Origin of the sequence: Mycolicibacterium moriokaense (assembly GCF_010726085.1) — a bacterium.
Classification (GTDB): domain Bacteria; phylum Actinomycetota; class Actinomycetes; order Mycobacteriales; family Mycobacteriaceae; genus Mycobacterium; species Mycobacterium moriokaense.
In genome coordinates, this window is sequence record NZ_AP022560.1 from 4,697,896 (window position 1) to 4,722,189 (window position 24,294).

At 64.4% G+C, this 24,294-nt stretch carries 22 protein-coding genes; 9 read left to right on the forward strand and 13 right to left on the reverse strand.

The window, feature by feature from the left end; genetic code table 11:
- The first annotated feature begins 61 nt into the window (after positions 1–61).
- A complete protein-coding gene (locus G6N43_RS23135; protein WP_083157099.1) occupies positions 62–1,240 on the forward strand; it encodes an amidohydrolase family protein in 1,179 nt (392 codons plus the stop codon).
- A 70-nt stretch (positions 1,241–1,310) separates the two neighbouring features.
- Here the strand turns inward: G6N43_RS23135 and G6N43_RS23140 are convergent, their stop codons facing one another.
- Positions 1,311–1,817: an ester cyclase gene (locus tag G6N43_RS23140; RefSeq protein WP_083157092.1), complete on the reverse strand. Its 507-nt coding sequence runs from the start codon at positions 1,815–1,817 to the stop codon at positions 1,311–1,313.
- Positions 1,818–2,098: 281 nt separating this feature from the next.
- Between G6N43_RS23140 and G6N43_RS23145 the strand changes: the two genes are divergently transcribed.
- A complete protein-coding gene (locus G6N43_RS23145; RefSeq protein ID WP_163658098.1) occupies positions 2,099–3,334 on the forward strand; it encodes an IS256 family transposase in 1,236 nt (411 codons plus the stop codon).
- 201 nt (positions 3,335–3,535) lie between these two features.
- Here G6N43_RS23145 and G6N43_RS23150 read toward each other — a convergent pair whose 3' ends face one another.
- The 5 genes from G6N43_RS23150 to G6N43_RS23170 are packed head-to-tail and all read right to left on the reverse strand — an operon-like array spanning position 3,536 to position 7,344.
- A complete protein-coding gene (locus G6N43_RS23150) occupies positions 3,536–4,087 on the reverse strand; it encodes a hypothetical protein (protein ID WP_083149467.1) in 552 nt (183 codons plus the stop codon).
- A 12-nt stretch (positions 4,088–4,099) separates the two neighbouring features.
- Positions 4,100–5,056: an LLM class flavin-dependent oxidoreductase gene (locus G6N43_RS23155; RefSeq protein WP_083149466.1), complete on the reverse strand. Its 957-nt coding sequence runs from the start codon at positions 5,054–5,056 to the stop codon at positions 4,100–4,102.
- Positions 5,057–5,063: 7 nt separating this feature from the next.
- Positions 5,064–5,897 (reverse strand): SDR family NAD(P)-dependent oxidoreductase, encoded by an 834-nt coding sequence (locus G6N43_RS23160; RefSeq protein ID WP_083149465.1) that lies wholly within the window; start codon positions 5,895–5,897, stop codon positions 5,064–5,066.
- A complete protein-coding gene (locus G6N43_RS23165; RefSeq protein WP_083149464.1) occupies positions 5,894–6,295 on the reverse strand; it encodes a nuclear transport factor 2 family protein in 402 nt (133 codons plus the stop codon). Before G6N43_RS23165 ends, G6N43_RS23160 begins: the two co-directional genes overlap by 4 nt.
- Positions 6,292–7,344, reverse strand: coding sequence for a zinc-binding dehydrogenase (locus G6N43_RS23170; protein WP_083149463.1), 1,053 nt, complete (start codon positions 7,342–7,344; stop codon positions 6,292–6,294). Before G6N43_RS23170 ends, G6N43_RS23165 begins: the two co-directional genes overlap by 4 nt.
- A gap of 94 nt (positions 7,345–7,438) precedes the next feature.
- On the opposite strand from G6N43_RS23170, the gene G6N43_RS23175 reads away from it, so the two are divergent.
- Positions 7,439–8,323 carry an IclR family transcriptional regulator gene (locus G6N43_RS23175; RefSeq protein WP_083149462.1) on the forward strand — a complete coding sequence of 295 codons (885 nt, stop codon included), beginning with the start codon at positions 7,439–7,441 and terminating at the stop codon, positions 8,321–8,323.
- Here the strand turns inward: G6N43_RS23175 and G6N43_RS23180 are convergent.
- The 4 genes from G6N43_RS23180 to G6N43_RS23195 are packed head-to-tail and all read right to left on the reverse strand — an operon-like array spanning position 8,289 to position 13,194.
- Positions 8,289–9,827: a class I adenylate-forming enzyme family protein gene (locus G6N43_RS23180; RefSeq protein WP_083149461.1), complete on the reverse strand. Its 1,539-nt coding sequence runs from the start codon at positions 9,825–9,827 to the stop codon at positions 8,289–8,291. The two genes, G6N43_RS23175 and G6N43_RS23180, sit on opposite strands and share 35 nt — an antisense overlap.
- Positions 9,827–11,026, reverse strand: a complete 1,200-nt coding sequence (locus G6N43_RS23185; RefSeq protein ID WP_083149460.1) for an acyl-CoA dehydrogenase family protein — start codon at positions 11,024–11,026, stop codon at positions 9,827–9,829. Before G6N43_RS23185 ends, G6N43_RS23180 begins: the two co-directional genes overlap by 1 nt.
- Positions 11,023–11,991, reverse strand: coding sequence for an acyl-CoA dehydrogenase family protein (locus G6N43_RS23190; protein ID WP_083149459.1), 969 nt, complete (start codon positions 11,989–11,991; stop codon positions 11,023–11,025). The genes G6N43_RS23185 and G6N43_RS23190 overlap by 4 nt, the downstream gene beginning before the upstream one ends.
- Before the next feature lie 6 nt (positions 11,992–11,997).
- Entirely contained in the window at positions 11,998–13,194 is a 1,197-nt protein-coding gene (locus G6N43_RS23195; protein ID WP_083149458.1) for an amidohydrolase family protein, read from the reverse strand.
- Between the two features lie 181 nt (positions 13,195–13,375).
- Between G6N43_RS23195 and G6N43_RS23200 the strand changes: the two genes are divergently transcribed.
- Positions 13,376–14,482 carry an acyl-CoA dehydrogenase family protein gene (locus G6N43_RS23200; RefSeq protein ID WP_083149457.1) on the forward strand — a complete coding sequence of 369 codons (1,107 nt, stop codon included), beginning with the start codon at positions 13,376–13,378 and terminating at the stop codon, positions 14,480–14,482.
- A gap of 14 nt (positions 14,483–14,496) precedes the next feature.
- Positions 14,497–15,396, forward strand: a complete 900-nt coding sequence (locus G6N43_RS23205) for a TIGR03619 family F420-dependent LLM class oxidoreductase (protein WP_083149456.1) — start codon at positions 14,497–14,499, stop codon at positions 15,394–15,396.
- On the opposite strand, the gene G6N43_RS23210 is transcribed toward G6N43_RS23205, so the two are convergent.
- Positions 15,386–15,823, reverse strand: coding sequence for a nuclear transport factor 2 family protein (locus G6N43_RS23210; RefSeq protein WP_083149455.1), 438 nt, complete (start codon positions 15,821–15,823; stop codon positions 15,386–15,388). The two genes, G6N43_RS23205 and G6N43_RS23210, sit on opposite strands and share 11 nt — an antisense overlap.
- A gap of 50 nt (positions 15,824–15,873) precedes the next feature.
- Between G6N43_RS23210 and G6N43_RS23215 the strand changes: the two genes are divergently transcribed.
- Complete coding sequence (locus G6N43_RS23215) at positions 15,874–16,509, forward strand: cysteine hydrolase family protein (protein ID WP_083149454.1); 636 nt, start codon at positions 15,874–15,876, stop codon at positions 16,507–16,509.
- A 90-nt stretch (positions 16,510–16,599) separates the two neighbouring features.
- Positions 16,600–17,793, forward strand: a complete 1,194-nt coding sequence (locus tag G6N43_RS23220; RefSeq protein ID WP_083149453.1) for an amidohydrolase family protein — start codon at positions 16,600–16,602, stop codon at positions 17,791–17,793.
- A gap of 34 nt (positions 17,794–17,827) precedes the next feature.
- On the opposite strand, the gene G6N43_RS23225 is transcribed toward G6N43_RS23220, so the two are convergent.
- Positions 17,828–20,191: a CaiB/BaiF CoA transferase family protein gene (locus G6N43_RS23225; protein ID WP_083149452.1), complete on the reverse strand. Its 2,364-nt coding sequence runs from the start codon at positions 20,189–20,191 to the stop codon at positions 17,828–17,830.
- Entirely contained in the window at positions 20,188–21,648 is a 1,461-nt protein-coding gene (locus G6N43_RS23230; protein WP_083149451.1) for an aldehyde dehydrogenase family protein, read from the reverse strand. The genes G6N43_RS23225 and G6N43_RS23230 overlap by 4 nt, the downstream gene beginning before the upstream one ends.
- A 288-nt stretch (positions 21,649–21,936) precedes the next feature.
- On the opposite strand from G6N43_RS23230, the gene G6N43_RS23235 reads away from it, so the two are divergent.
- A complete protein-coding gene (locus G6N43_RS23235) occupies positions 21,937–23,109 on the forward strand; it encodes a cytochrome P450 (RefSeq protein WP_083149515.1) in 1,173 nt (390 codons plus the stop codon).
- On the forward strand, positions 23,109–24,287 hold the full coding sequence (locus G6N43_RS23240; protein ID WP_083149450.1) for an acyl-CoA dehydrogenase family protein: 1,179 nt from the start codon (positions 23,109–23,111) through the stop codon (positions 24,285–24,287). The genes G6N43_RS23235 and G6N43_RS23240 overlap by 1 nt, the downstream gene beginning before the upstream one ends.
- Positions 24,288–24,294: the final 7 nt, after the last annotated feature.

Here is a 24,294-nt window from a genome sequence, read left to right on the forward strand (position 1 = left end):
TGCCGACGGATATCACGGTTTGCTATGTTGAGAATAAACATTCTCACCTTTGGAGGCGAAGATGGACGACACGAGGGCATTCGAGGTGTGGGATGCCGATAACCACATGTACGAAACCATCGACGCCTATACGCGGTACCTGCCGCAGAAGTACTCGGAAGCCCTCAAATTCGTCGACATCAAGGGACGCAAGAAGCTGCAGATCCTGGGCGTCGTCACCGAGACCATCCCCAATCCGACGTACGAAGTGATCCCTACCCCGGGGGCGTGGTCTGACTACTTCCGCGGCATCAACCCCGAAGGCAAGACGCTGCGTGAGCTGGCCGAGCCGATCCGGTGCCCCGACGAGTTCCGTCGACCCGACCTGCGCTTGGCGCTGATGGACCGTCAGGGAGTCGACGGTGCGGTGATGTTCCCGACGACGGCGGGCATGCTCGAGGAGCGGACCAAGTCCGACACCGAGCTGACCCACGCCATCACGCACGCCTTCAACCGCTGGCTGCTCGACGACTGGACATTCAACTACCAGAACCGGATCTTCCCGGTGCCCGCGATTTCGCTCAACGATCCGGCGCTGGGAGTCCGGGAGCTGGAATGGTGCTTGGAGAACGGCGCCAGGACGGTATTGATCCGACCGGCCCCGGTTCCGCGCGAAGACGGAACGTCGCGCTCGGCGGCGCTGCCGGAGTTCGACGACTTCTGGCGGCTGGTGGAGTCATCGGGAATTTCGGTCCAGATGCACAACTCGGATTCCGGTTATGAGCGCTATGTCGACGACTGGGAGGACGCCGCCGAATTCAACGGTTTCGCGTTGAGCAAGCTGCGAGGCTTCATCTACGAGGAGAGCCGCAACATCTTCGATACCCTTGCGGCCTTCATCGCGCACGGGGTATTCGAGCGGTTCCCCGGGCTGCGCATCGGAGTGATCGAGAACGGCGGATCGTGGGCGAACCGGCTCTTGGACGTGTTCGACCGCGTGTACCGCAAGCGACCGTATGACTTCAGTGAGCATCCTGCCGACGTCTTCCGCAGGCATGTATGGATCAACCCCTTCCACGAAGAGGACATGTCCCAGCTCGTCGATCTCCTCGGCGCGGACCGGGTGATGTTCGGTTCGGATTACCCGCATCCGGAGGGTTTGGCGGATCCAGTGGACTTCGTCAGAGAGCTCGAAGGTTTACCAGCCGAGACCACGGCAAAAGTGATGGGCGGCAACCTCAAGGAACTGATCGGGTTGTAGTTGTTGACGCTCGATGAATGTGAGTGCGGTGGTCAGCCACGGCGCGACCGCCTACGAAGGTTGCTTGTGATCAGTCCAGCGGCGCATATGGGGCGATCAAGAACTCGTAATAAGCGAGGGCGAAGTCGTCGGTGAGTACATCGGCGTACGTACTCGTGAAAGATGCGTCGTGAATGTACGTGTAGGTGTGGATCTGCCCTTCTGCGATAGTCATGAACACTGCGCCCCGGATGCTGTACGGCCGGTCATTCGGAGCAATCTCCACATTCCCGATCACCCAGGGTCGCGAGAATGTGCCGGTCTCCACGACCTGCAACACGACCCGGTCCCCGTCTGAAAGTACCTCGACGACCTGCCACGACACGTCAGGGAATGCGCTGAGGAAATTGTCCGACATGGCCACGTAGTTCGCTTTGCCCAACGGTTGCCACAGGGTCTCCTCACCGAGGCGGACAAAGTCATCGGCAAGCAGGTCGTACATCGCTTTCGGGTCAGCCCCCATTGCGGCGGCGAATCGCAGCGCGACGGCCTCATAATCATTCTTGGCGGCTATATCCCCCTGCTGTCGTTCACTCATGGCACTACGACTCGATGGCGCGTGCCCCACACCCCATGATGTCCGTTACTCATGGCTCTCCTCTGCCCCTTGCGTCTGCCCCAAAGTCAGCATGTCCGAACAACGTTCGCGTCACCTTGTGCCATACCGACCAAGAAGCGGGGTAAGTCCCCTGGTGTGGTGGGGTTTCGGGAGCTGAGGCCGATGGTGCTGGGTGTGTCGTTGCCGGTGTTGGGGTGGGCCATCGCGTAGTGGTCAGTGAGTTACCTACCAAGTGACTCAACAGGAAGACACACGACGCGATGACCCAGGATCATTCTGCCCTGCTTGCCCAGCTCGACGCGCTCAAGTCCGCTGATGCGAGCGCAGTGTTTGCCGAATTGATCCGCGCCGGCCTGCAGCAGCTCATCGAGGCCGAGGCCACCGCCACGATCGGCGCGGGCCGCTATCAGCGCAGTGACGAACGCACGGTGCACCGCAACGGGCACCGCCCGAAGACAGTGTCGACCACCTCAGGCGATATTGAGGTGCAGATCCCCAAGCTGCGGGCTGGGTCGTTCTTCCCGTCGCTGTTGGAGCGGCGCCGCCGTATCGACAAGGCGTTACACGCGGTGATCATGGAGGCCTACGTGCACGGCGTGTCGACCCGCAGTGTCGATGACCTGGTCGCGGCGATGGGCGTCGCGGCGGGGGTCTCCAAGTCGGAGGTCTCACGGATCTGCGCGGGCCTGGATAAGGAGATCGAGGCGTTTCGGACCCGCAGCTTGACCCACACGCAGTTCCCGTACGTGTTCTGCGACGCGACGTTCTGCAAGGTGCGTATCGGGGCGCACGTCGTCTCTCAGGCCCTGGTGGTGGCTACCGGGGTCTCCCTCGAGGGCACCCGTGAAGTGCTGGGCACTGCGGTCGGTGACAGTGAGTCCTTCGAGTTCTGGCGAGAGTTTCTGGCGTCGCTGAAAGCCCGCGGCCTGACTGGGGTGCATCTGGTGATCTCCGACGCCCATGCCGGGCTCAAAGCCGCGGTGGCGCAGCAGTTCACCGGTTCATCGTGGCAGCGGTGCCGGGTACATTTCATGCGTAACCTGCACACCGCGGTCGCCGCCAAACACGCGCCGGCGGTGACTGCGGCGGTCAAGACGATCTTCGCCCACACCGACCCCGCCGAGGTCGCCGCCCAGTGGGACCGCGTCGCCGACACCCTGGCCCCTAGCTTCCCGAAAGTCGCGGCCATGCTCGGCGAGGCCAAGACCGACGTGCTGGCGTTCACCGCGTTCCCGCGGGCGCACTGGCAGAAGATCTGGTCGAACAACCCCATCGAACGGCTCAACAAGGAGATCAAGCGCCGCGCTGATGTCGTGGAGATCTTCCCCAACCCCGCAGCGTTCCTGCGCCTGGCCACCGCGGTAGTCATCGAAGCCCACGACGAGTGGCAGGTCACCCGCCGCTATCTTTCCGATGTCTCCATGGACGAACTACGCGCCGTCATCGAGACAAAACACGCCGCGGCAGCACTTGTCAAACAACACCAAATCACCTAGCGTTCAACATGACTCGTTGATCGCAACGCGTGAACCACGCCAGATCCGAAGTCCACCACTCCCCGGGACGCTATCAAGAAGCGCACAGCGCCCCTTGAACACGCAGGCATAGAACACCGCTACATGATATGTAAAGTTGACCAGTCGATGTGGCGAATGTCCGGATACCCGCGCAATTACGGGCTGCCCAGATGGGCGCGCTCAGTTGCGGGAACCACCCTCGCGCAAGAAGTTGACCGTGTACTGCTGGCTCGTCAATCCCTTCGGCTCGAGCCCGACGAGGGCAAGCAACTGCTCCCACTTGTCAGGGTCGACGAACCAGTCCCAACGGGTGACCTCGCCTGCCTCGTTGATCCAGATGTAATCCCACTCGCGCAATTCCAACACTGACCCGTCGGGGAGTGTCCCCGCGTAGGTGTCGCAGGACGAGAAACCCCATTCCCCGGCAACACATTCGAACGGGCTGACAAGGCGATAATCCGGCATGTGCTTCCACCACATGCGCCATTCCGCCGTGAGCATGTCGCCGTCAGGCGCGTACTCGGCCATGGCCGCCGCGACCTCGTCCGAGAACATCTCGGCCGCCGATTGTGGGGTGCCATCGTTGAAATGGGGACTCATCATCACGTAATCGGGGGCAAAGACGAACTTCTCACCGAAGTTCACGTGGCGGCCACGGTCGATCGGTTTCGCATAGCCTTCCCACTTTTGGAAAGCGATCTCTTTGTTCAAGGCCACGCGGTCGCTGCTCATGTCTCCCCCTGGCTAGCCCAGTTCAGCGAATCTCTTCAAATACGGCCAGGCAATTGCCGGGGGTATCCCCCCGCACAACGGATTGAGGTTGAACACCTCGCCTGCGGCGACGCGTTTGCGTGCTTCGTCCACCGACAGGATCACGTGAGACGACGAGTTGTACCGCAACTCGTCGATGGTCTTGGCGGTGGTGATGTTGGCGGAGACGGTGTTGTCGGGATTCCACTCCGAGTACGCCATCGCATCGTGCAACAAATACTTGCCGATCTCGTCCCACGCGGCGTCAACATCCTCGGCGACGAAACAGTTGGTCGCAGCATCACGCTCGGGTATCAGCATGAACCCAGGCTCGAAACCATTCTCCCGGCACGCAGTTTCGTAGGCTTCCTGCATACCCGGCACGCTGCCGTTGGCGAGCAGCCCCAACCCGTTTCGCCCCGCACGTCGGGCCGCCGCGAGGCTGGCACCGCCCCAACTCATCATGGGACCTTCGGGGGTTCGGGGCTGCGGGGTCACCCTCATCCGCCGACCGGCGTGTACGACCTCCTCTCCCGCGAGCAGGCGCCGAAGAAGCCCGAGTTTCTCGTCTGCCAGCCGCCCGCGATCGGAGACTGACAAGCCGAAGTGGTCGTATTCCTCCTTGCGGTAACCGATCCCGAACACATAGGTCGCCCGCCCAGCACTGATGTGATCCAGAACTGACATGTCCTCTGCCAGGCGCGCGACGTCGTAGAACGGAAGGAGGATCACCAGGTTCAGCATCAACTGCTCAGTACGCGCGGCGATCGCCGCACCGAGCATCAGCGGCGACGGGAGGTACCCATCGTCCGCGCAGTGATGCTCACACAAAACGACGGCGACGCACCCGCGGGTCTCCGCCCACGCCGCCATCTCGCTCGCTGCCGCGTACAGCTCGGTTGGGGGTGCACCGATCGAGGGCGCACGCATGTCGAAGCGAAGGGTGAACATCTCGTGTTTAACTCCCCGGGCGGTCGTCGGTACCCATGACTTCGGTGGACATCTGCATGATCAGGCGGACAACCTCGTTGCGAGACATGGACTTGAAGAGTTCGAAGGCCATCCGGACGTCATCGCCGGTGGCGATCGTCGGTCCGTTACCGAGGTTGGCGAACGCCTCGTCGACGACGCTTGCGGCCGTGACCGCGCCCGCGGGGACCTTGTCGACCGACGCCAGGCGCCCGCGCTCGAACTCCAACTTTCGCAACGCCGGGGTATCTGTCATGCCGAGGACCAGTCCAAGCACATCGACACCCTTGTCGTGCAGCTCCGCCCACAAACCCTCGGTGAACACCATGTCGAAGGCTTTGGTTCCCCCGTAAGCCACCATGTTTCGGCCACCGGCCAGTGCGGCCCCCGACGTGAAGTTCACGATGCCACCCCTTCCCCGCTCGACCATCTGGCCTGCGAAGTGGTGACACAACCGCATCAATACCAAACAATTGCGGCGCAGTAGGTCTTCGGCTGCGGACACCGGATTGGCAAGGAAAGGCTGGTAATTCGGATCACCGCCAGCGCAGTAAACGAGCATGCCTATCTCGAGGTCATCGGTCGCCTCGATGACTCTGTGCGAAGCATCAGGGTCAATGAGGTCGACTGCGACTGTCCGCGTCTCGACATTGGTGCGCTCGCGAATACCCTGAGCGACCTCGTCGAGCAAATGCTGACGGCGAGCTACGAGCGTGACATTCACACCCTCGCTCGCGAGGCGCTCGGCGAACAGAGCGCCGACACCGTCGGATGCGCCGACCAACAGCGCCCACGGTCCATACTTCTCAGCGATGGCGGTCATGGTGCCGGGACCGCCGCCAGGCGAACGGAGGTGTAGGAGCGACGTGCAATTCGCCAGCCGTCGGTGGTTCGCACCGCGTGGTCGTCGTAGTAGCCGACAGGATTCGCGCCCGATCCGTCCTCTAACAGGATCAGCGCGTCGACGTACGTACGAATCGTGGCAGTGTCGCCGTCGATGTCGACGGCCTGATTGGACATGCGATGCATGGTGTGGGCCGCCATGACATGCGCCGCCTCCATGAACTCGGCGACCGCGGCGCCGCCCGTCCACTGACCGACCTCGCCGTAGTCCACCTGCGCGTCGTCGGTGAAGACCTGGGTCAGCAGCGAGTACTGCTCCGTATCGATAGCGGTCGCATAGCGGACCGTCAGCTCGATGAGGTCGTCGCGGTCACTCACACGACATCTCCATTCGGGTGCACGACAATGCGTGGCGGCCCGTCAGAGCGGCGAGCATCGTCGAGTGCATCGGGCACCTCCTCGAGGCCGATGATCCTGCCGACACTGGGCATCGGGTCGAGGCGCCCCGTGACCACCGCGTCGAGTACGCCGTACCAGTCCTCCGGCATCGGCCCGCCGCCGAACCTCAATGTCAAACCTTGGCGGGTCGCCTCTGTGATGTCCAGCGTGTCACCGGTGTACCAGCCGCCGGCGCAGTAGATGCGAGTGTAGAAATCCGCCTCTTTGACGATCGAGTTGATGAGTCCCGGTGCTCCGACACACTCGAATACCACCGCCGTTCCGGAAAGCTTGTGTTCAAGACGGGTTTCGCGGAAGGCATCGAACAAAGACCCTTCGGCAGGATCGTGCAGTACATGGGCGCCGAATCCCGACTTCGCAAGTTCGCGGCGCTCCGCTTTGAAGTCGGAGACGATGATGGGCTCGATACCGCGGGCCGATAAGGCCGCGACCGCGGACAGCCCGATCGCGCCGGCACCGACGACGATCGGAATCTCACCGGGTTTGAGTTCGGCGACACGAACGTAGTACTCACCGACCGCGAACGCGTCCACAACCGCGATCGCGTCGCTGGACACCGACCCCTCGATGACTCGAGCAGTTGCCTCCGGCACGACGAGCAACTCGCCGAAGCTGCCCTGCGCCTCGGGGTGTTGGCCGATGATCCGGAGTCCGCCGGCTCCGCCGGCTACCAAGCGGACCGGCATCGACGTCACCCGACTTCCGATCGGAAAGGCATCGCTACATCCGGGACCGTGGCCGATGACTTCGCCCACGAACTCGTGGCCCATGACGATGTCGCGGTCAGGGTCGTAAAGGGACCGTCCGGTCGGATCGTCTATCGCGAGTTCGGGATGGTCCATGAAGTGGACGTCCGACGCGCAGATCGCGGTGCTCAACGTTTTCAGAAGGAGATCGTTCGGGCCGGGAACGGGATCCGCGGTCTCACGGACCGAGAGTTGTCCGTCTCGCAACACGACTGCGCGCACGCGCTCACATCCTCGCGACGATTTCTCTATTATTCGAGAACTATTCTCTAATTATTGAGAATGACCGTAGGATGCCGACGAGAAGGAGTCAAGGTTGCGTGGAGCGAATTCGGCGCCGACCGAGCGCGTACTCGACGTCATCGAGTTGCTCAGCGAGTCGCGCGATCGCCCGCTGCGCTTCTCAGACGTGGCACGCGAGCTCAACCTGTCGCAAGCAACCGCACACGCCATCCTCAAGACGCTCACGGCACGCGGTTGGGTCAGCCGAGACCCGACCTCGAAAGAATTTGCGCTTGGCCCGGCACTAGCCGTCATCGCGCATCGTCTCGCGACGACCCGGCCACTGGCTGCCACGGCGCGCGATGCCATCGATCGTCTCGTCAAATCCACCGGTATGCCGGCTTCGGTGGTCGAACGCAACGGAGACGAGTTGGTCATCACCGCTTTTGCGAACCCCGATGGTTCCGCCGGACGCAATCTCCCCCGAGAACGTATCCCGTATGCGCCTCCGTTTGGAATCGCCTGTGCCGCATGGGATACGCCTGACGAGCAGGAGTCGTGGGTGCGGCGTGGCGCAGCGGGCGACGCACAACTGGTTGAGCGCCTGCACGGGGTGCTGGCAGAGACCCGAGCGCGCGGCTATGACGTCGACTGGATGACCCCGGCGCTGGCCCAGGCAGCCCATGCACTCGGAACGTTGACAGGGGAAACCGTTCCGCAGAATTTGCGCGCAGTGGTCGACCAACTGCGTGTCGAGTTCATTTCGGCCAACCCCTTGTCGGACGACAACTCGCTCGGCGCTCACCCGGTGGCCACGATCTCGGCGCCTGTTCTGGACGATTCCGGACGCGTGCGTCTGATTCTTGGGATTCACCCCCTCCGAACCATGACCATCGACGAAATCCGCTCTGCTGCAGAACCTTTGCTGGGTGAAATCGCCGGAATCAGCAGCCAAACTGTTCTCGAAGCTTGTTCTTGAGCACCTTGCCAGTCAGGTTGCGGGGCAGTTCGGCCACGATTTCGAGGCGTTCGGGCGACTTGTGCTTGCTCAAACCCAGCGACTGGCAATGATCCGCCAGCGCACTCAGCGTCACCTCCGCCCCCGGTGCGGCGACCACGACGGCACACACTCGCTCCCCCGTGCGAGGGTCGGGCACGCCGATGACCGCAACGTCGGCCACCCCGGGATGGGTCGCCAACACACCCTCGATCTCGAGTGCCGAGATGTTCTCCGCGTTGCGGATGATGGCGTCCTTGATCCGTCCGGTGATGGCGACGTTGCCGTCCGCGTCGATCCGGCCCCGGTCCCCACTGCGGAACCAACCCTCGGCGTCGAACGCGTCGGCGTTCAGCGACTCGTCGACGTAGCCGAGGAAACACTGCGGGCCCTTGAGACGGAGTTCGCCTTCCTCGCCGGTCGGTACTTCCCGCCCGTTGTCATCGACGACGCGCACGGAGACGCCGGGTACGGGCCGTCCGACGGTGTGGTCAAGGACCTCCGGGTCGCCATCCGGTGGGGGTGACGTCACTACGGGAAACTCGGTGAGGCCCCACGAGTTCGCGATACCGGCCACCGAAAGCGTTTCGCGCACTTGCCGTCCCAGTTCGGGTGTGATGGGTGCGCCGCCACCCACGCACCCGCGCAGATCCGGAAAGAGCGGTTCTGCGCCGTGTGCGCGCTGCGCGGCCATGTAAGCGACGAAGAAGGGGGTCGCAGATCCCAGCATTGTCGGCCGGTGCGCGGCGACCGCCTTCGGTGTGGCGACCGGATCGAATACGTCGAACAGCACCATCCGCATACCGGTGAGCAGGCTTGCCGCCAACATCGCCGCACCGCCGATATGCGACACCGGGAACGCGATCGGATTGACGTCGTCGCTGGAGGCGCCGAACATCCCCACCACCCCGGCCGACCCCGCGATCACCGAGCGGTCGCAGTGCCGGATACCTTTCGGCGCCGCGGTCGTCCCCGACGAGTAGTAGACCCACCGCGCATCTTCGGCCGACGTCGGCGGCGGCGGCAGGATTGCGGGATCACCGGAAGGCAAGCGCAGTCCCGTGGTGATCGGAGCGTCGTGGTCGACCACCACGACCGTCATCGGATTGTCCTTCGCCAGCTCTTTGGCCAGTGCGGCATGGTCGAACCCGCGCCACACACCGGGCACGATGATCACCTCTGTGCCGAGTTGTGCTGTCACAAAACGGACTTCGCTCTCACGCCAAATCGGCAACACGGGGTTCTGTAGAGCACCGAGACGGGTCAGCGCCGCCATCACGACCATCGTCTCCAGGGTGGTCGGCAGTTGCCACGACACCACGGAGCCTTCGACGACCCCGCGTTCGGCCAGCGCGGCGGCGGTTCTCTCGGCAGCATCACGCAACTGGGCGCTGGTCAGGCTGCGACCGAAGTCGTCAACGAGTACGACGCGGTCGGGGTGCGTCCGCGCAGTCGTGTCGACCAGGCTCCAGAAGGTGTGCGCCATCAGCGGGAAGGAAGCAACAGTCGACGTTTTGCGAGGATGTTACGCATCATTTCGTTGCTCCCGCCGGACACGGTGTAGGCACGTGACCACAGCCAGCATTCTTTCAAACGCTGTTTGGCCAGCTCCACAGTTGGGTCGGCGGCAACGGTGCAGACCATCGCGGCCAGTTCGGCGCCGTAGGCCGATATGCGGTGATAGGTCTCGGCGAAGCTGAGCTTGGCGATCGAACCGTCGCCGACGCGGTCCGCGGCGGCGACCATGCGCTCCACGTGGTCGTCGATGAAGGCCTTGGCGACCTCCACCTCGACGGCGAACTCGGCGACCTTCTGGCGGATGTCCTCATGTTGAATCGCGGGCACACCGCCGATGAGACCGTGGCGAGCGACCGTGACCAGGTCATCGCTGAGCAACTCCAACAGGATGACGTTGCCGCCGATCCCGAAACGCTCGAAATCGAGACCGGCCATGATGATCGACCATCCCTGGCCCGCCTCGCCGATCAAGCTGTTCCCCGCGACAGTCACTCCGTCGAGGAAAACCTCGTTGACCTCGATCGCCTCGTTGATCGTGCGAATGGGACGCACCTCAACACCAGGTGCGGCCAACGGCACGACGAACACCGAGAGTCCGTGGTGGCGCGACGACGACGGATCAGTGCGGATCAGCGCCAAACCCATATCGGCCCAATGCCCGTCGGTGATCCACGTCTTCTGTCCGTCAAGAACCCAGGACCCGTCGGGTTGCTGCACTCCCCTGCTGCGGACCGCGGCGATATCGCTACCCGCATCGGGCTCGCTGAGCAGCTGGCACCAGACGTGCTCACTGCTTCTGATCGGAGGCAGCAGCGCGGACTTCTGTTCGTCGGATCCGAAATGCAACAGCACATGGGCCGCAAGGTTGACCTGGTCGACGGGTCGCGGTGCGCGGGCCCGCAGAATCTCCTCGGAGACGATGCGATCATGCAGCGGATGGTGGTCGGCGCGGCCGCCGAACTCCACGGGCCAGTCGGCGCCGACGAAACCCGCGTCGAACAGCGACGCGAACCAGCTGCGCAACTGGGCTTCCTGTTCGGGGGTCTCCGGTGCCCGATGGCCTTCCCTGGCGCCGAACGACGGCGCGTGTTCAGCGATGTGTGCCCGCACACGGTCGCGGAATTCGGTTAGTTCGGCCTCCGTGGGCCGGGTTCCCGGGGCGCTCACCAGCCGGCCTTGTCCGCGATAAGCCCACGGCTGGAGCGCGCCGTGCCGAGCAGATAGGCGTTGGTGAATACCCGGCGCATTTCGCGATGCAGCGGATACTCCCAGGTGAACCCGATACCGCCGGACAGTTGCATGCACTCGTCCACTGCGGCGGCGGCCTTGGCGGCGACGAACGCGTGCGCCACCGCTGACAGCGTCGGGGCGTCGTCGGCATCGGCGGCCAGCGCGCGCGCCGCCTTCATGACAATCGCGCGGGCCTTGGCTTCGAGGACCAACAGATCCACCAATCGGTGTTGTACGGCTTGGAAACTCGCGATCGGCGCCCCGAAGGCGATGCGCTCCTTCAGGTAGGCCACCAACCGGTCGAACGTAGCCGACAGGGCACCGAGCGAGTCTGCGCTGAGCAGTACTCTCGCCAACGCGAGCAATTGATTCGCTCGTTCGGCCTCGCCGATCGACACGCCCTGCGCACCGGAGAGATCGACGCGCCATACCGGGCGACTGACGTCCAGCAGTTCGTCATCGAGCTCTCGCGGCAGTGAGCCTACTGCTTCGAAGAGTTCAATTCCCTTGTCGCCCAGTGCCACAATGATGTCGACCGTATCCGCGCCGGTGATCCGGACTACGTCGCCGGCCAGGGCGCACGCGGCTGTGCCGGTTCCGTCGAGCATCGCCGGCAGCCACTTGTCGCGAATCTCCGGCGGTGCCGAACTCAACGCGGCCGCGGCGGCGACGCTGCCAAGCCATTGCGCGGTGTTCTGCGCGCGACCGAGTTCCTCGGCGATGACCGTCGACTCCACGGGACGCCAGCCGCTGCCGCCGAGGTCCTCGTCGACGAGCAGACCGGTCCAGTCCATCGCCGCAAGCTCTTTGACGGAGTCCTGTGCGCCACGACCGGACAAGAATTCGCGCGCCGCGGTGCGCAGCAGGTCGAGGTCGACGTCCGCCGAGTCCTCGTCAGCCATACGCGCCTAGCTCCGGCTCAACAGTTGATCGGCGTTGTCGCGCATGATCCTCTTCTTGGCCGCATCGTCGAGGGGGTCGAGGAGTTTGACGAAGTCGGCGGGCTCGGCCAGGCCCTCGGCGTGCGGATAGTCCGAACCCATCACCAGGCAATCGTCGTAGCCGAGGCCTGCCACGATCGCCGGGATGTCGTCCTCGGGGTACGGCACCACACGAACGTGTTCCCGGAAGATCGCCGACGGCCGTTCGGTGAGTTTCCCGCCGATCCACGGACCGTTTCGGCCCATGCCCCGACTCTTGTCCATGTGCTTGGTGAAGAAGGGCACCCATTCGGCACCATGTTCGGCGACAAGGACTTTCAGTCCTGGGAACCGGCCGAACAGGTTGTCGAATATCAGCGCCGAAAGCGTGTCTTCGATCGGCCGCTGGCCATAGATGTTCATCCACTGCCAGGCTGACATGTGCCACGATGCGGGATCCGCATTGTGCCCCCACGCGGGTGAGATCGCGTCGAAATACCAGAAGGGCATGATGTGGAACACCAGCACGCAGCCGGCCTCCTGAAGGCGGGCGTAGATCGGATCGAAGTACGGGTCACCCGGGGATCGGCCGTAGGCCGGCCCGGTGGGCAGCAGGACGAATCTCGCGCCCTGCGCGATGAGCGCTTCTGTCTCGGCGACGGCTGAATCCAGGTCGCGAAGCGAAAGCAGGCCAGTGGCGTAGATGCGATCGTCACGGTTGAAGCCCCATTCCTCGTCGAACCACCGGTTAAACGACCGCAGGTTCGCGTACAGGGCCGCGGTGTCATCGACATAGTGCTCCGCGGCGAGAGCCATTCCGCTCGGATAGATGACCATCCGCTCGACGCCCTGTTTCTCCATCACCGCGAGGCGCGCCGAACGCTCGATGTACTCGGGCTGCATGGGCTGCGGCTCGTACGATTCGTCGGGGTCGCCCGACCCCATCTGCCTGAGCATCTCTTTCAGCGACCCCGGCCGGTACGCGACGTCAAGCCCCAGCCCGCCCTCGCTGTTGAACGTCGCGACGCGACGGCCGGCGAGGATGACTTCAACCCCGTCCGCTCCGCGCACCGTGGTGATCGCCCGATCCTGAAATTCCTTGGGAAGGTACCGGGTAAACGCATCGCGGGTCTCGTAGCAGTGCGTGTCGCAGTCAATGATCCCGTAGTCGAGTTTCGTCGTCACCGCGCGGCCCCTTCATGCGAGAATGGATATTCTCCTATTTCAGAAAAGATACTATCCTCGCCCGGGAATGCCTATCCCAGGTGGGACGGTAAGGCGAAGCCGAGCCCGCCAGCGAAGGAATACATGACCGCACCAACGTCCACGGGTACCAGGCTCGGTCGGACCCCACCGGAGGTGGCCCGTGGGTGCCAGTGAAGCCGCCGAACTCCGTGCCGCCGTCCGTAATTTCCTTTCGACCGCGTCATCCAGCGACCGGGTGCGGGCACTCATGGAAACGGTGCAGGGTTACGACCGGGACACGTGGCTGCGCATGGCTTCGGAACTCGGTTTGCACGGGATCGCGGTGCCTGAGCAATGGGGCGGTGCCGGCGCGGGCGCAGCCGAACTCGGCGTGGTATTCGAGGAGATGGGGGCCGCGCTCCTATGCTCGCCGTTCTTCTCGACTGTGGCGATGGCCGCTCAGGCGCTTATCGCCGCCGGCGACCGGGCCGCCATGTCGGACTATCTACCGGCGATCGTCGACGGTGGGTGCACCGCCACACTGATCCTCAACGGACGCCTCGATGCGTGGGACCCCGCGTCGGTGTCGCTGACCGCGCACCGAAACGGTGACGCGTTCTCGCTGTCCGGTGAAGCGGGGCGAGTTCTCGACGGGCACACCGCCGATCTCATACTCGCCGCGGCCCGTACCGAAGCGGGGATCTCACTGTTCGCCGTGTCCGCGGACGCCCACGGCCTGGAGCGTGAGGCGCTCGCCGGACTCGACCGCACACGCAAGATCGCGCGGATCCGGTTCGACGATGTGTCCGCACGGCTCATCGGTACCGATGGTGATGCCGCACCCGGATTAGCCCGCGCATCCGATCTCGCCATCGTGGCACTGACCGCCGAACAGGTGGGAGCCGCGCAGCGATGCCTGGACATGGCCGTCGCGTACGCCAAGGAGCGCATCCAGTTCGGCCGCGCAATCGGCAGCTTTCAGGCCATCAAACACCGGTGCGCCGACATGCTGGTGCTCGTCGAGGGTGCGCGATCCGCGGCGATGCATGCAGCGGAGGTCGCAGACACCGATGAGCTCTCGCGTGCGGCCTCGGTGGCGAAAATGGTTTGTTCAGAGGCACTTCTACAAGTCGCCTTGGACAATATGCGCATCCACGGTGGCATCGGATTCACCTGGGAGCACGACGCACACCTATACGTGCGACGCGCCAAGGCCAGCCAGTTGATCTTCGGTAGCCCCGACCACCACGCGCAACGCTTGGCAGACCTCGTTACGTCTTCACACTAGCCGGAAGGATCACCGTGCCCATCTCGTTCTCCCTTGAACTCCCCACCCAGCGAGTCGAATCCGCTGCGGAGTTCGTCACCGCCGAAGCCATCGCCGACGTCGCGCGTGCGGCCGAGGCGAGCGGCTATCGCGCCGTGCACGTCACCGACCATCCCGCGCCCGACGCGAAATGGCTGGACCACGGTGGACACCATGCACTTGATCCCTTTGTCGCGCTGTCGTTCGCGGCCGCCGCAACGACGGATGTGCGACTTCTGACCAACGTCTACATCGCCGCGTATCGCAACCCGTTCCTCGGCGCGAAGTCGATCCACAGCTTGCATGTGCTGTCCGGCGGCCGCCTCATCGTCGGCACCGCTGCGGGTTACCTAAAGCCCGAATTCAGAGCGCTGGGAATCGATTTCGACAATCGCGGTGCGTTACTGGACGAGGCTTTGGATGTGTTGGCGAAAGTGTTCGCCGGCGATGATGTCGCCTACGAGGGGATCTCGTTCGCCGCCCGTGGTGTCCGGTTGCGCCCCATCGCTGCTCCACCCCCGATCTGGGTCGGCGGCAACAGCAAGCCGGCTGTGCGTCGGGCGGTATCCCGCGCTCAGGGGTGGGCTCCGTTCAACACGTTCGGCTATGCCGCCGCCTCGCGAACAGCGGAGATCTCGACCGTCGATGAGTTGGCGTCCGCCATCGCGTGGGCCAGCAAGTACGCCGCGGAGATCGGGCGCACGGACCCACTGGACATCTGCTTTTCAGCGGGGAACCTCCTGGACGACAGCCGGTCGGCCGACGAACGGCATGCCACGATCGCCAAGCTCGAGGCCGCGGGGGTCACCTGGCTTGTCGTCGCGCCGACCGGTGCCGACCGCGGCGAGTACATCGAGCGGGCGCGCGCCTTCGCCGCGGAGTTCATCACGCCATGAGGCTCTGTTCGGCGAACGCGTCAACGCTGATCCGGCGCCGGGCGAACAACCAGCGGCCGTCGACCGGCACGAGCACATCGCGATAACGACCCCAGTGGTCGAGTCCGATGTCGGTGTGGACCGCGAAATAGCTGCTCACCTCGACTCTGTCGCGGGAGACCGCGCCGAACCGGATGCTGGAGACGTGGTGGCGAACGTGGGACGGCATCCGGCGCACCGGATCGGGTTCCCTGGCCAGCGCGCCCCCAAGGCCCTGCTCGATCGCGGTAGGACCGACGAGTGGTTCGTCGCCGCCGGTGAACTCGAGAACGCCATCCGGGGCAAAGCACGCCGCCAGGGCGCTGAGATCGAACCGGTCGGTGGCTGCGGTGTAGTCGGCGAGCGTCTGGCGCACCGACTCACGGATCTCGAGCTCCCACCCATCCATTGCGTCTCCCTCTGGAAAATGCATTCTCACACACGATAACGTCTGTTCTCATGCCGCAACCGAGCCTGCTCGACCTGTTGAATCCGTCCACGACCGCATTGGTCACCCAGGAGTGCCAGGGTGGGGTGATAGGCCCGCAGGCCGGCCTGCCGATGCTGGCCGACGAGGCGCGGCGTGAGGCAATTCCCAACATCGCGACGCTGCTGGACGCGGCGCGGGCGACAGGGGTGCCCGTCGTCCACTGCCTGATGCAGAAGCGTGCGGACAACCGCGGGTCGAACACCAACGCCCGGCTGTTCATGGCCGGCAAGTCATTCACCGCAGATCTGACGCCCGGCAGTCCGGGTGCCTCCGTGTTGCCCGAGTTCGGCCCGGATCCAAGCGATCTGGTCCTCACCCGTACGCACGGCGTGGGGCCCATGACGGGGACGGATCTCGATCCGGTGCTCCGCAATCTCGGCGTCAAGACGATTGTGGGCGTAGGTGTTTCGGTCAACATCGCGATCCAGAACTTCGCGATGGATGCTGTCAATCGCAGCTATCAATTCGTACTGCCGCGCGACGCCGTCGCCGGATTTCCGCGGGAGTACGCAGACGCCGTCATCGACAACACGTTGGCACTGCTGGCGACCGTGACGACGACAGACGCCGTCGTGAATGCCTGGAAGGAACTGTCCAGCGACTGACCCGATATGGAGGTTGGCGCGTCGAAGTGATAACGTCATTCTCACTTGGCGTAAACGCACATATCCGCTGCTCTGAGGAGGTTCCGCCTCATGTCTCCCCGGTCACTGCCGTACCCGGTGTTCGACATCGACAACCACATGTATGAGACCACCGACGCGCTCACCAAGTACCTGCCGAGAGAGCATCGCGGCAAGGTCGGCTACGTCGAGGTCAACGGGCGGCCCAAGTTGGTCGTCAAGGACCACATCAGCCACATGATCCCGAACCCCACGTTCGAGCGCGTCGCTCGCCCGGGTAGCGCCGAGGACTACTTCCTGGGCAACAACCCCGAGGGGCTGAACTTCCGCGAATTCGTCGGCGAGCCAATGGATGTCATCCCGGCCTTCCAGGCGCCGGCACCCCGGTTGGAGTTGATGGACGAACTCGGCATCGACCAGTGCGTCATGTACCCCACGCTGGCCAGCCTCATCGAAGAACGCACCACCGACGACGTCGTCCTGACCCACGCGATCATCCACGCGCTCAACGAGTGGATGCATGAGCACTGGACGTTCAACTACAAGGACCGGATCTTCGCCACGCCGGTGATCTGCCTGCCGATCGTCGAGGAGGCCATCAAGGAGTTCCGCTGGTGCCTGGAGCGCGGCATGAAGACCTTCCTTGTGCGGCCTGCGCCGGTGCCGAGCCGGTTCGGGGGCTCGCGCTCGATGGGCCTGCCCGAATTCGACCCGTTCTGGCAGGAGGTCGTCGACGCCGGCATTCCGGTGACGTTCCACGCCGCCGACAGCGGTTACCAGAAGCACCTCATGGAATGGGAGGGCGGCGACGAGTACCTGTCGTTCAAACCCAGCGCGCTGCGCGAGGTGGTGATGGGCTTCCGGGCCATGGAGGACACGTTGGCCGCCCTGATCTGCCACGGTGCGCTCTCGCGCTTCCCCGACCTGAAGGTGCTCGTGGTGGAGAACGGCAGTGGCTGGGTACGAAACCTGCTGCGTCTGTTGGACAAGGCCTACCGGACGATGCCCAAGGAGTTCCAAGAACATCCCGTGGAGGTGTTCAAGCGCAATGTCTACATCCACCCGTTCCTCGAGGACGACATCAAGGGCATCATCGAGATCATGGGCGAGGACCACGTGATGTTCGGCTCGGACTTCCCCCATCCGGAGGGCATCGGCGATCCGTTGAGCTTTGTCGACCGACTCGAGGGCATCTCCGAGACCGCCAAGGCGAAGATCATGGGCGGCAACGCCATCGAGCAGCTGGGGCTGAAGGTCTCGGTCTGAACCTAAGCACTCGGCGTCGAGCGTGAACTCGGCGCTAGGCGTTCAGCAGTCGTTCTCCGATGACCTTCTGCTCGCGCAGCGCCGCCACCTCTCCCTCGGACAGACCCAGCGCGGTCAGCACCTCGTCGTTGTGCTGCCCCAGGGTCGGCGACGGCGTCAGATGATGCCGCAGCGGTCCAGGGGTGATCCGAAATGGCCAGCCCGGGAACCGTTGCCGGCCCGAGAGTGGGTGTTCGAGATCGACGTAGAAACCCCGCGCATCCAGTTGATCCACGTCATACATGCGGTCGCCGGTGAGTAGTCGCTCCGCCGGGACCCCGCGGCGACGCAGTGCGTCCGCGGCCTCGTCCGGGTCTTGGGTGGCCGTCCACTGTTGCAGCAACTCGTCGAAAGCATCGTGGTTGGCCAGACGCGCCTCCGCCGTCGCAAACCGCGGATCGTCAACCAGCTCCTGTCTGCCCATCACCTCGACCGTGGCGGCCCAGTCGGCATCGTCGCGCACCGACACGGCCACCCATTCATCCTCACCGGCCGCCGGGTATACCCCCTGCGCGTAAATGCGGTGCCGGTTTCCCTCTCGCTGGGGCACTCGGCCCGTGAGCGAGTATTCGATGACCGGTTCCGCCGTCACCACGGCTCCGACCTCGATCTGCGCGACCTCGATCAGTTGGCCCTCGCCGGTCCTGCGTTTGTGTTCGAGGGCGGCGAGCAACGCGATGGTCGCGTGGGTGCCGACCACGGGATCGGCGGGTCCCTGCAGGTTGCACGGCGGACCGTCGGGATAGCCGGTGGCCGCCGACATTCCGGACAGTTGCTCGAAGTTCAGCGCCCATCCGACGTAATCGCGCCACGGTCCCTCGAGCCCGAGGCCGGGCATGCGAACCATGATCACATCCGGGTTGACCTTCACCAACGAGTCGTAATCCAGGCCGAACTGCTCCACCACCCGCGGTGAGAAATTCTCCACCACGACGTCGGCCTCGGCGGCCAATCGCAGTGCGAGCTGGCGGCCCGCTTCCGAGGTCAGGTCGAGCGTGATATCGCGTTTGTTGAGGTTCGTGGCCTGCCACATCGGGCCGATCTCGTACCAGTCGTCGCTGCTGCGCAGCAGCGAACCTGAATACCGGTGCCCGTCGGGGCGCTGGATCGACTCGACCTTGACGACGTCAGCGCCGAACGCACCCAAGAACATGGTGAGGTAAGCGCCGGACCAAAACGTGCTCAGATCAAACACTTTCAGCCCCGCGAACGGCGCATCGACCTCAGCCGGGGCGGACGACCCTTGCGCCTCAGCACGGAGCGGCCAGCCGGTGACGGCATCGTCACCCAGCGGCGGCGCCGGCCTCGGAGCGGCCACTGGCGTTCTGGCCAACCGGAAGGGTGCACCCGGCCGCACAAAGCGACCACCGGGCGCGTCACTCTCGATGAAGAACCCGCGTTCGCGGTACTGCGGGCAGTTCAGAATCGTCGCGCCGTCGTTGATCGGCGCTGCGGGGATCCGCATCGCCTGACTCAACTCCACCAGGTCGGCCACATTCATCGAGTCAAGCCACGGCTGCGCCTTGGCGAAGAACTCGGCGCGCTCAGGCCCACCCAACATGATGGCGATCTGCTTGTCCCCGAACTCAGGGAGCCCAACCATCGCACATACATCCAGCCAGTGCTGGCCGGTCAGACAGTTGATTCCGACCCAGCCGTCCGCAGCGCGCACGATGCCCAGCATCGGTCCGGCCTTTGAATTCGGCGGTAGGCCCATGCTTTTCAGCCGCGCCGCCATGAGCATCGGGTAGGGCAGAGTCGACAACAGCGCCTCGAATGTCGAGACGTCGACTTCGACCACCCGTCCGGTGTCCGCGGCCGCGACCCGCAGCGCCGTCAAGGCGCCCAGCGCGGCGTAACCACCCGCGATGTACTCGGGGATGCGTGCGCCGGACTGCACCGGCGGCCGGTCCGGCTCCCGGGTGCTCACCCAGCCTGATGCGGCCTGAACGGTCAACGGCGTCGCCGGGCGGTCGCGGCGCGGGCCGTCCTGCCCGTAATCCGAGATTCGAACCACGACGAGATTCGGGTTGATCCGTTGCAGGCTGTCGTGGTCGATGCCCCAGTACCGGCGCAGCACCGAGCCTGGGGCAAGGTTCTCGACCAGCAGATCGGCTTGCGCGATCAGGTCGTGCAACATGTCACCGGGGGATTCGGAATCGACTGTGCATCCCCGCTTTCCGGCATTGAGGTACTCGAATAGTCCACCGGAGGACCCCCACCACCGCAGTGGATCGCCTGACGGCAGCTCGATCTTGCATACGTCCGCACCGAGGTCGACAAGAAGTTTCGTGCAGTACGGTGCGGTGATCTCAGTGCCGACTTCGACGACGCGCAGTCCCGTCAGCGGTGCGGTCACGCAGGCACCCCGATCGCCTTCGGTTCCATGTATGCCCGAAGTCCCATGACCCCGCCCTCGCGGCCGATGCCGCTCTGGTTGAAGCCGCCGAACGGCGCATCGCCGGAGATGGTGCCGTTGATCGACACTTGTCCGGTGCGGATGCGCCGCGCGACGTCGACGGCCCGCTCCACATCGGTGCCCCAGATCGCGCCGCCGAGACCGTACGCCGAATTGTTCGCGATCGCCACGGCCTCGTCGTCGCCGCGGTACCTCAGCACCGTAAGCACCGGCCCGAACACCTCCTCCTGCGCGATGTAGGACTCAGGCGTCGCGTCGGTCAGGATCGTCGGCTCGAAGTAGTAGCCGGTGCCGAGATCTTTCGGACGCTCACCGCCTGCAACGACTTTCGCGCCGTCCCGTTCGGCGCGGTGGACGAATCCTTCGACACGTTCCAGGTGTCCGGGGCTGATCAGCGGACCCATCGCCACATCCGGGTCGCGCGGATCCCCGACGGTCACGTTTCGCGCCAGCTCGACCAACCGGCTCACGACGTCATCGTGGATCTCGTCGGGCACGACGAGCCGACTGTTGAGGATGCAGGCCTGACCCGCATGCAGGGTGCAACCGTCGAATAGCACCCGCTCGAGAAGTTCGTCGGTGACGTCGACGTCGTCGAGGAAAATGCACGCCGACTTGCCGCCGCACTCGAGCAGAATGCGCTTCATCGTGGTGGCAGCGGCCGCCATCACATCGCGGCCGACCGCGGAACTGCCGGTGAAGGTCACCATGTCCACCCGCGGATCGAGCGTGAGCGCCTTGCTCGCGTCGATGCCGCTCGGGGTGACGACATTGACGACGCCTGGCGGAATGTCGGTCTCCTCGTCGATGATCCGCGCCAACGCCAACCCGGCCAGCGGAGTGAGCGGCGACGGTTTGAGAACCATCGTGTTGCCTGCCGCCAACGCCGCCCGCAGCTTCATGACGTTGAGCGTGTGCGGGAAGTTCCACGGTGTCATCGCCGCCACCACACCGAGCGGCTCGTACCGCAGCAGGGTGGTGCCCGCGGCCCCCCAGAAATCGGCAGGAGCCTCGATGGGTTCCAGCGCCAGTTCGGCAGCGCGCCCGACCATGAACGCGGGACCCTCGATCTGGATCAATCGCTCGTTCGCCGTGCACCCCCATTCCGTCTGTGCAAGCGCGTAGAAGTCGTCGGCTCGTGCCAGCAGTGCGTCGCTGAGCTGTTGCAGGCAGCGAGACCGTTCCTCGGGCGCCGCACCCGACCAGATCCCTGAGTCGAAGGCGGCACGGGCCGAGGCGATGGCCGATTCCACCTGCGCGACGCTGGCGTCCGGTGCCGTCGCGATGACTTGCTCGGTGGCGGGGTCGACGACGTCGTAGCGCCCGCTGTCCGGATCGACCCAGTGCCCGCCGATGTAGTGGCCGTAGCTGTCGACGAGGGAACGTGACTCGGTCATCGGATCACTGCACCTTCCTTGATCGCCCGCAGTGGGCCCCGCACCGGATTTGTCCGACACATCGATGCTCTGTGTACACCGACCCTCGTGTCATCGTCAATGGATCTGCCTGCAATTACGCATGAAACGGTGATTGACACAGCCAATACGGGTGCGGTAGACACAGAGTTCGCCGGACATAATTGGACAATCTGTCCGATCAGCCGAATGTCCACATCGTGTCGAGGAAGGCTCCCAGTGCCCGCTGCGCCTGCGTCACCAGCGTCAAGACCCACATGCACGGTTCCTCTGCACTCACCGGACTTCTATGCCGGAGATCCGTATCCGGCCTACCGCGAATTGCGCGCGAAGACCCCGGTCGTGTGGAACGCCGAAACCGAGTTCTGGGCGCTGACGAAGTACGAGGACATCCGGTACGTCTCCAGCAACCCGGGGCTGTTCACCTCGACCAAGGGGATCACGATCCCCGACCCGCAAATCGACACGCCGGTGCAGGAGGGCAACCTGATCTTCACCGACCCGCCACGGCACCGGCAGCTCCGCAAGCTGATCAACGCGGGCTTCACCAAGCGGCAGGTGACGTTGCTGGAAGCGAAGGCGCGCGAGATCGTCAGAGGCATCGTCGACGGGATCGACCCAAGCCGCGAATACCAGTTCGCCGAGGAGATCGCCGCTCCCCTGCCAACGCGGATGATCGCGGAGATGATGGGCGCCCCACCCGAAGACTGGGAACAGTTCCGGGCATGGTCCGACGCGGCCGTCGGCCGCAACGACCCCGACATCGAGTTGGACAACTTCGAGGCGCTCGCCCAGCTGTACGAGTACTTCACGAAACTCATCGAGGAGCGGCGGGCCGGCAAGGTCGCACCGGACGCCGACCTGCTGAGCATCCTCGCTCACGCCGAGGTCGACGGTGAACGCCTCACCGACGCGGATCTCTTGAACTTCTCGTTCCTGCTGTTGGTGGCGGGCAACGAGACAACGCGCAACCTCATCGCATTGGGTACGCAGACCCTCGTCGAGCATCCCGACCAGTTCGCGCTGCTGCTGAGGGAACCCTCGCTGTTGCCCAGCGCCATCGAGGAACTGCTGCGCTACACCAGCCCGGTGACCCACATGGCGCGGGAGGCGACCCAGGACGTCGAGATCCGTGGGCAGAAGGTCAAAGCAGGCGAAACCATCGTCATGCTCTACGGCGCGGCGAACCGCGACGAGGACATCTTCGGCGACACCGCAGAGGTGCTGGACATCACGCGCAGCCCCAACGTGCACATCGCATTCGGCGCAGGCGAACACTCATGCCTCGGCGCGCAGTTGGCGCGACTCGAGGCACAGGTCATGTTCGAGGTGCTGCTCGGAACCTACCCGTCGATCGAACTGACCGGGGAAGTGACGCGGCTGCGCGACACCATGGTGCCCGGCGTGAAGAAAATGCCCGTACGACTGGGAGCGAACGCCTGATGGAGTTCGATTACACCCCCGAGCAGGAACAGCTGCGCAAGGACTACCGGCAACGTCTGGAAGCGGTCATGACGCCCGAACGGCGCGCGGCGGTCGCCGGACAGATGGAGGGCGGTGCGGCGATGACCGAGTGCCGACGAGCCCTCGGGGAAGCCGGACTACTCGGCGTCGCATGGCCGGTCGAGTACGGCGGCAGTGGTCTGACCGCACTCGAGCAGTACATATTCGCCGAGGAAGCACGCCGAGTGCGCGCGCCACTACCCTTCGTCACGCTGAATACCGTCGGACCCACGCTCATCCAGTACGGCACGGAAGAGCAGAAGAACAAGTTTCTGCCCGCAATCCTCAAGGGCGAGATCGACTTCGCGATCGGATACTCCGAGCCGGGTGCGGGCAGTGACCTCGCGTCGCTGCGCACCTCCGCCGTGCGCGACGGCGACGAGTTCGTCATCAACGGTGCCAAGATGTTCACCAGTGGCGCAGCATTCGCGGACTACATCTGGCTGGCCGCACGCACGGACCCGAATGTCAAGAAGCACAAGGGCATCACGGTGTTCATCGTGCCGACAGACTCGCCCGGATTCTCGTGGAAACCCCTGCACACCATGCCGGGCGTCTCGACCTACTACACCTTCTACGACGATGTTCGGGTGCCGGAGAGCGCAATCGTGCTCGGGGAGAACGAGGGTTGGAAGCTGGTGACGAACCAGCTGAACCTGGAACGGGCCGCACTCGGCAACCTCGGTGACTTGGAGCCCCTCTTCAACAAGACGCTCGACTGGGCAAGGAGCACGGCGCTCGACGACGGATACGTCATCGATCAGCCGTGGGTACAGCAGGCGCTCGCCCGGGTGGAAGCGCAGGTCGCGGCATACCGTCTGCTCAACCTTCGAGTGAACGCCACGATGAGTTCAGGCGCGCTGGGCATGGGTGAAGCCTCGGCGGCAAAGGTTTTCGGCACCGAACTCACGCAGCAGGTAGCGCGCGAGCTACTCGACGTCGTCGGCCAGGCGGGCACCCGAAAGGGGGATTCCGCACCCTTGAAGGGCGAACTCGAGAAGGCCTACCGGTTGGCCGTCATCAACACCTTCGGCGGCGGCGCCAACGAACTGCAACGCGACATCATCGCCATGGCGGGTCTCGGCATGCCGCGCGCGCCCCGCGACGTACGAGCCTGACGAAAGG

Excerpts from the sequence above, each read along its gene's own strand:
- G6N43_RS23230 (WP_083149451.1), bottom strand. The coding sequence starts at position 21,648 with ATGACCGAGTCACGTTCCCTCGTCGACAGCTACGGCCACTACATCGGC.
- G6N43_RS23160 (WP_083149465.1), bottom strand. The coding sequence starts at position 5,897 with ATGACCGCCATCGCTGAGAAGTATGGACCGTGGGCGCTGTTGGTCGGC.
- G6N43_RS23215 (WP_083149454.1), top strand. The coding sequence starts at position 15,874 with ATGCCGCAACCGAGCCTGCTCGACCTGTTGAATCCGTCCACGACCGCA.
- G6N43_RS23145 (WP_163658098.1), top strand. The coding sequence starts at position 2,099 with ATGACCCAGGATCATTCTGCCCTGCTTGCCCAGCTCGACGCGCTCAAG.
- G6N43_RS23135 (WP_083157099.1), top strand. The coding sequence starts at position 62 with ATGGACGACACGAGGGCATTCGAGGTGTGGGATGCCGATAACCACATG.
- G6N43_RS23220 (WP_083149453.1), top strand. The coding sequence starts at position 16,600 with ATGTCTCCCCGGTCACTGCCGTACCCGGTGTTCGACATCGACAACCAC.
- G6N43_RS23140 (WP_083157092.1), bottom strand. The coding sequence starts at position 1,817 with ATGAGTGAACGACAGCAGGGGGATATAGCCGCCAAGAATGATTATGAG.
- G6N43_RS23210 (WP_083149455.1), bottom strand. The coding sequence starts at position 15,823 with ATGGATGGGTGGGAGCTCGAGATCCGTGAGTCGGTGCGCCAGACGCTC.
- G6N43_RS23150 (WP_083149467.1), bottom strand. The coding sequence starts at position 4,087 with ATGAGCAGCGACCGCGTGGCCTTGAACAAAGAGATCGCTTTCCAAAAG.
- G6N43_RS23155 (WP_083149466.1), bottom strand. The coding sequence starts at position 5,056 with ATGTTCACCCTTCGCTTCGACATGCGTGCGCCCTCGATCGGTGCACCC.
- G6N43_RS23180 (WP_083149461.1), bottom strand. The coding sequence starts at position 9,827 with ATGGCGCACACCTTCTGGAGCCTGGTCGACACGACTGCGCGGACGCAC.
- G6N43_RS23240 (WP_083149450.1), top strand. The coding sequence starts at position 23,109 with ATGGAGTTCGATTACACCCCCGAGCAGGAACAGCTGCGCAAGGACTAC.
- G6N43_RS23190 (WP_083149459.1), bottom strand. The coding sequence starts at position 11,991 with ATGGCTGACGAGGACTCGGCGGACGTCGACCTCGACCTGCTGCGCACC.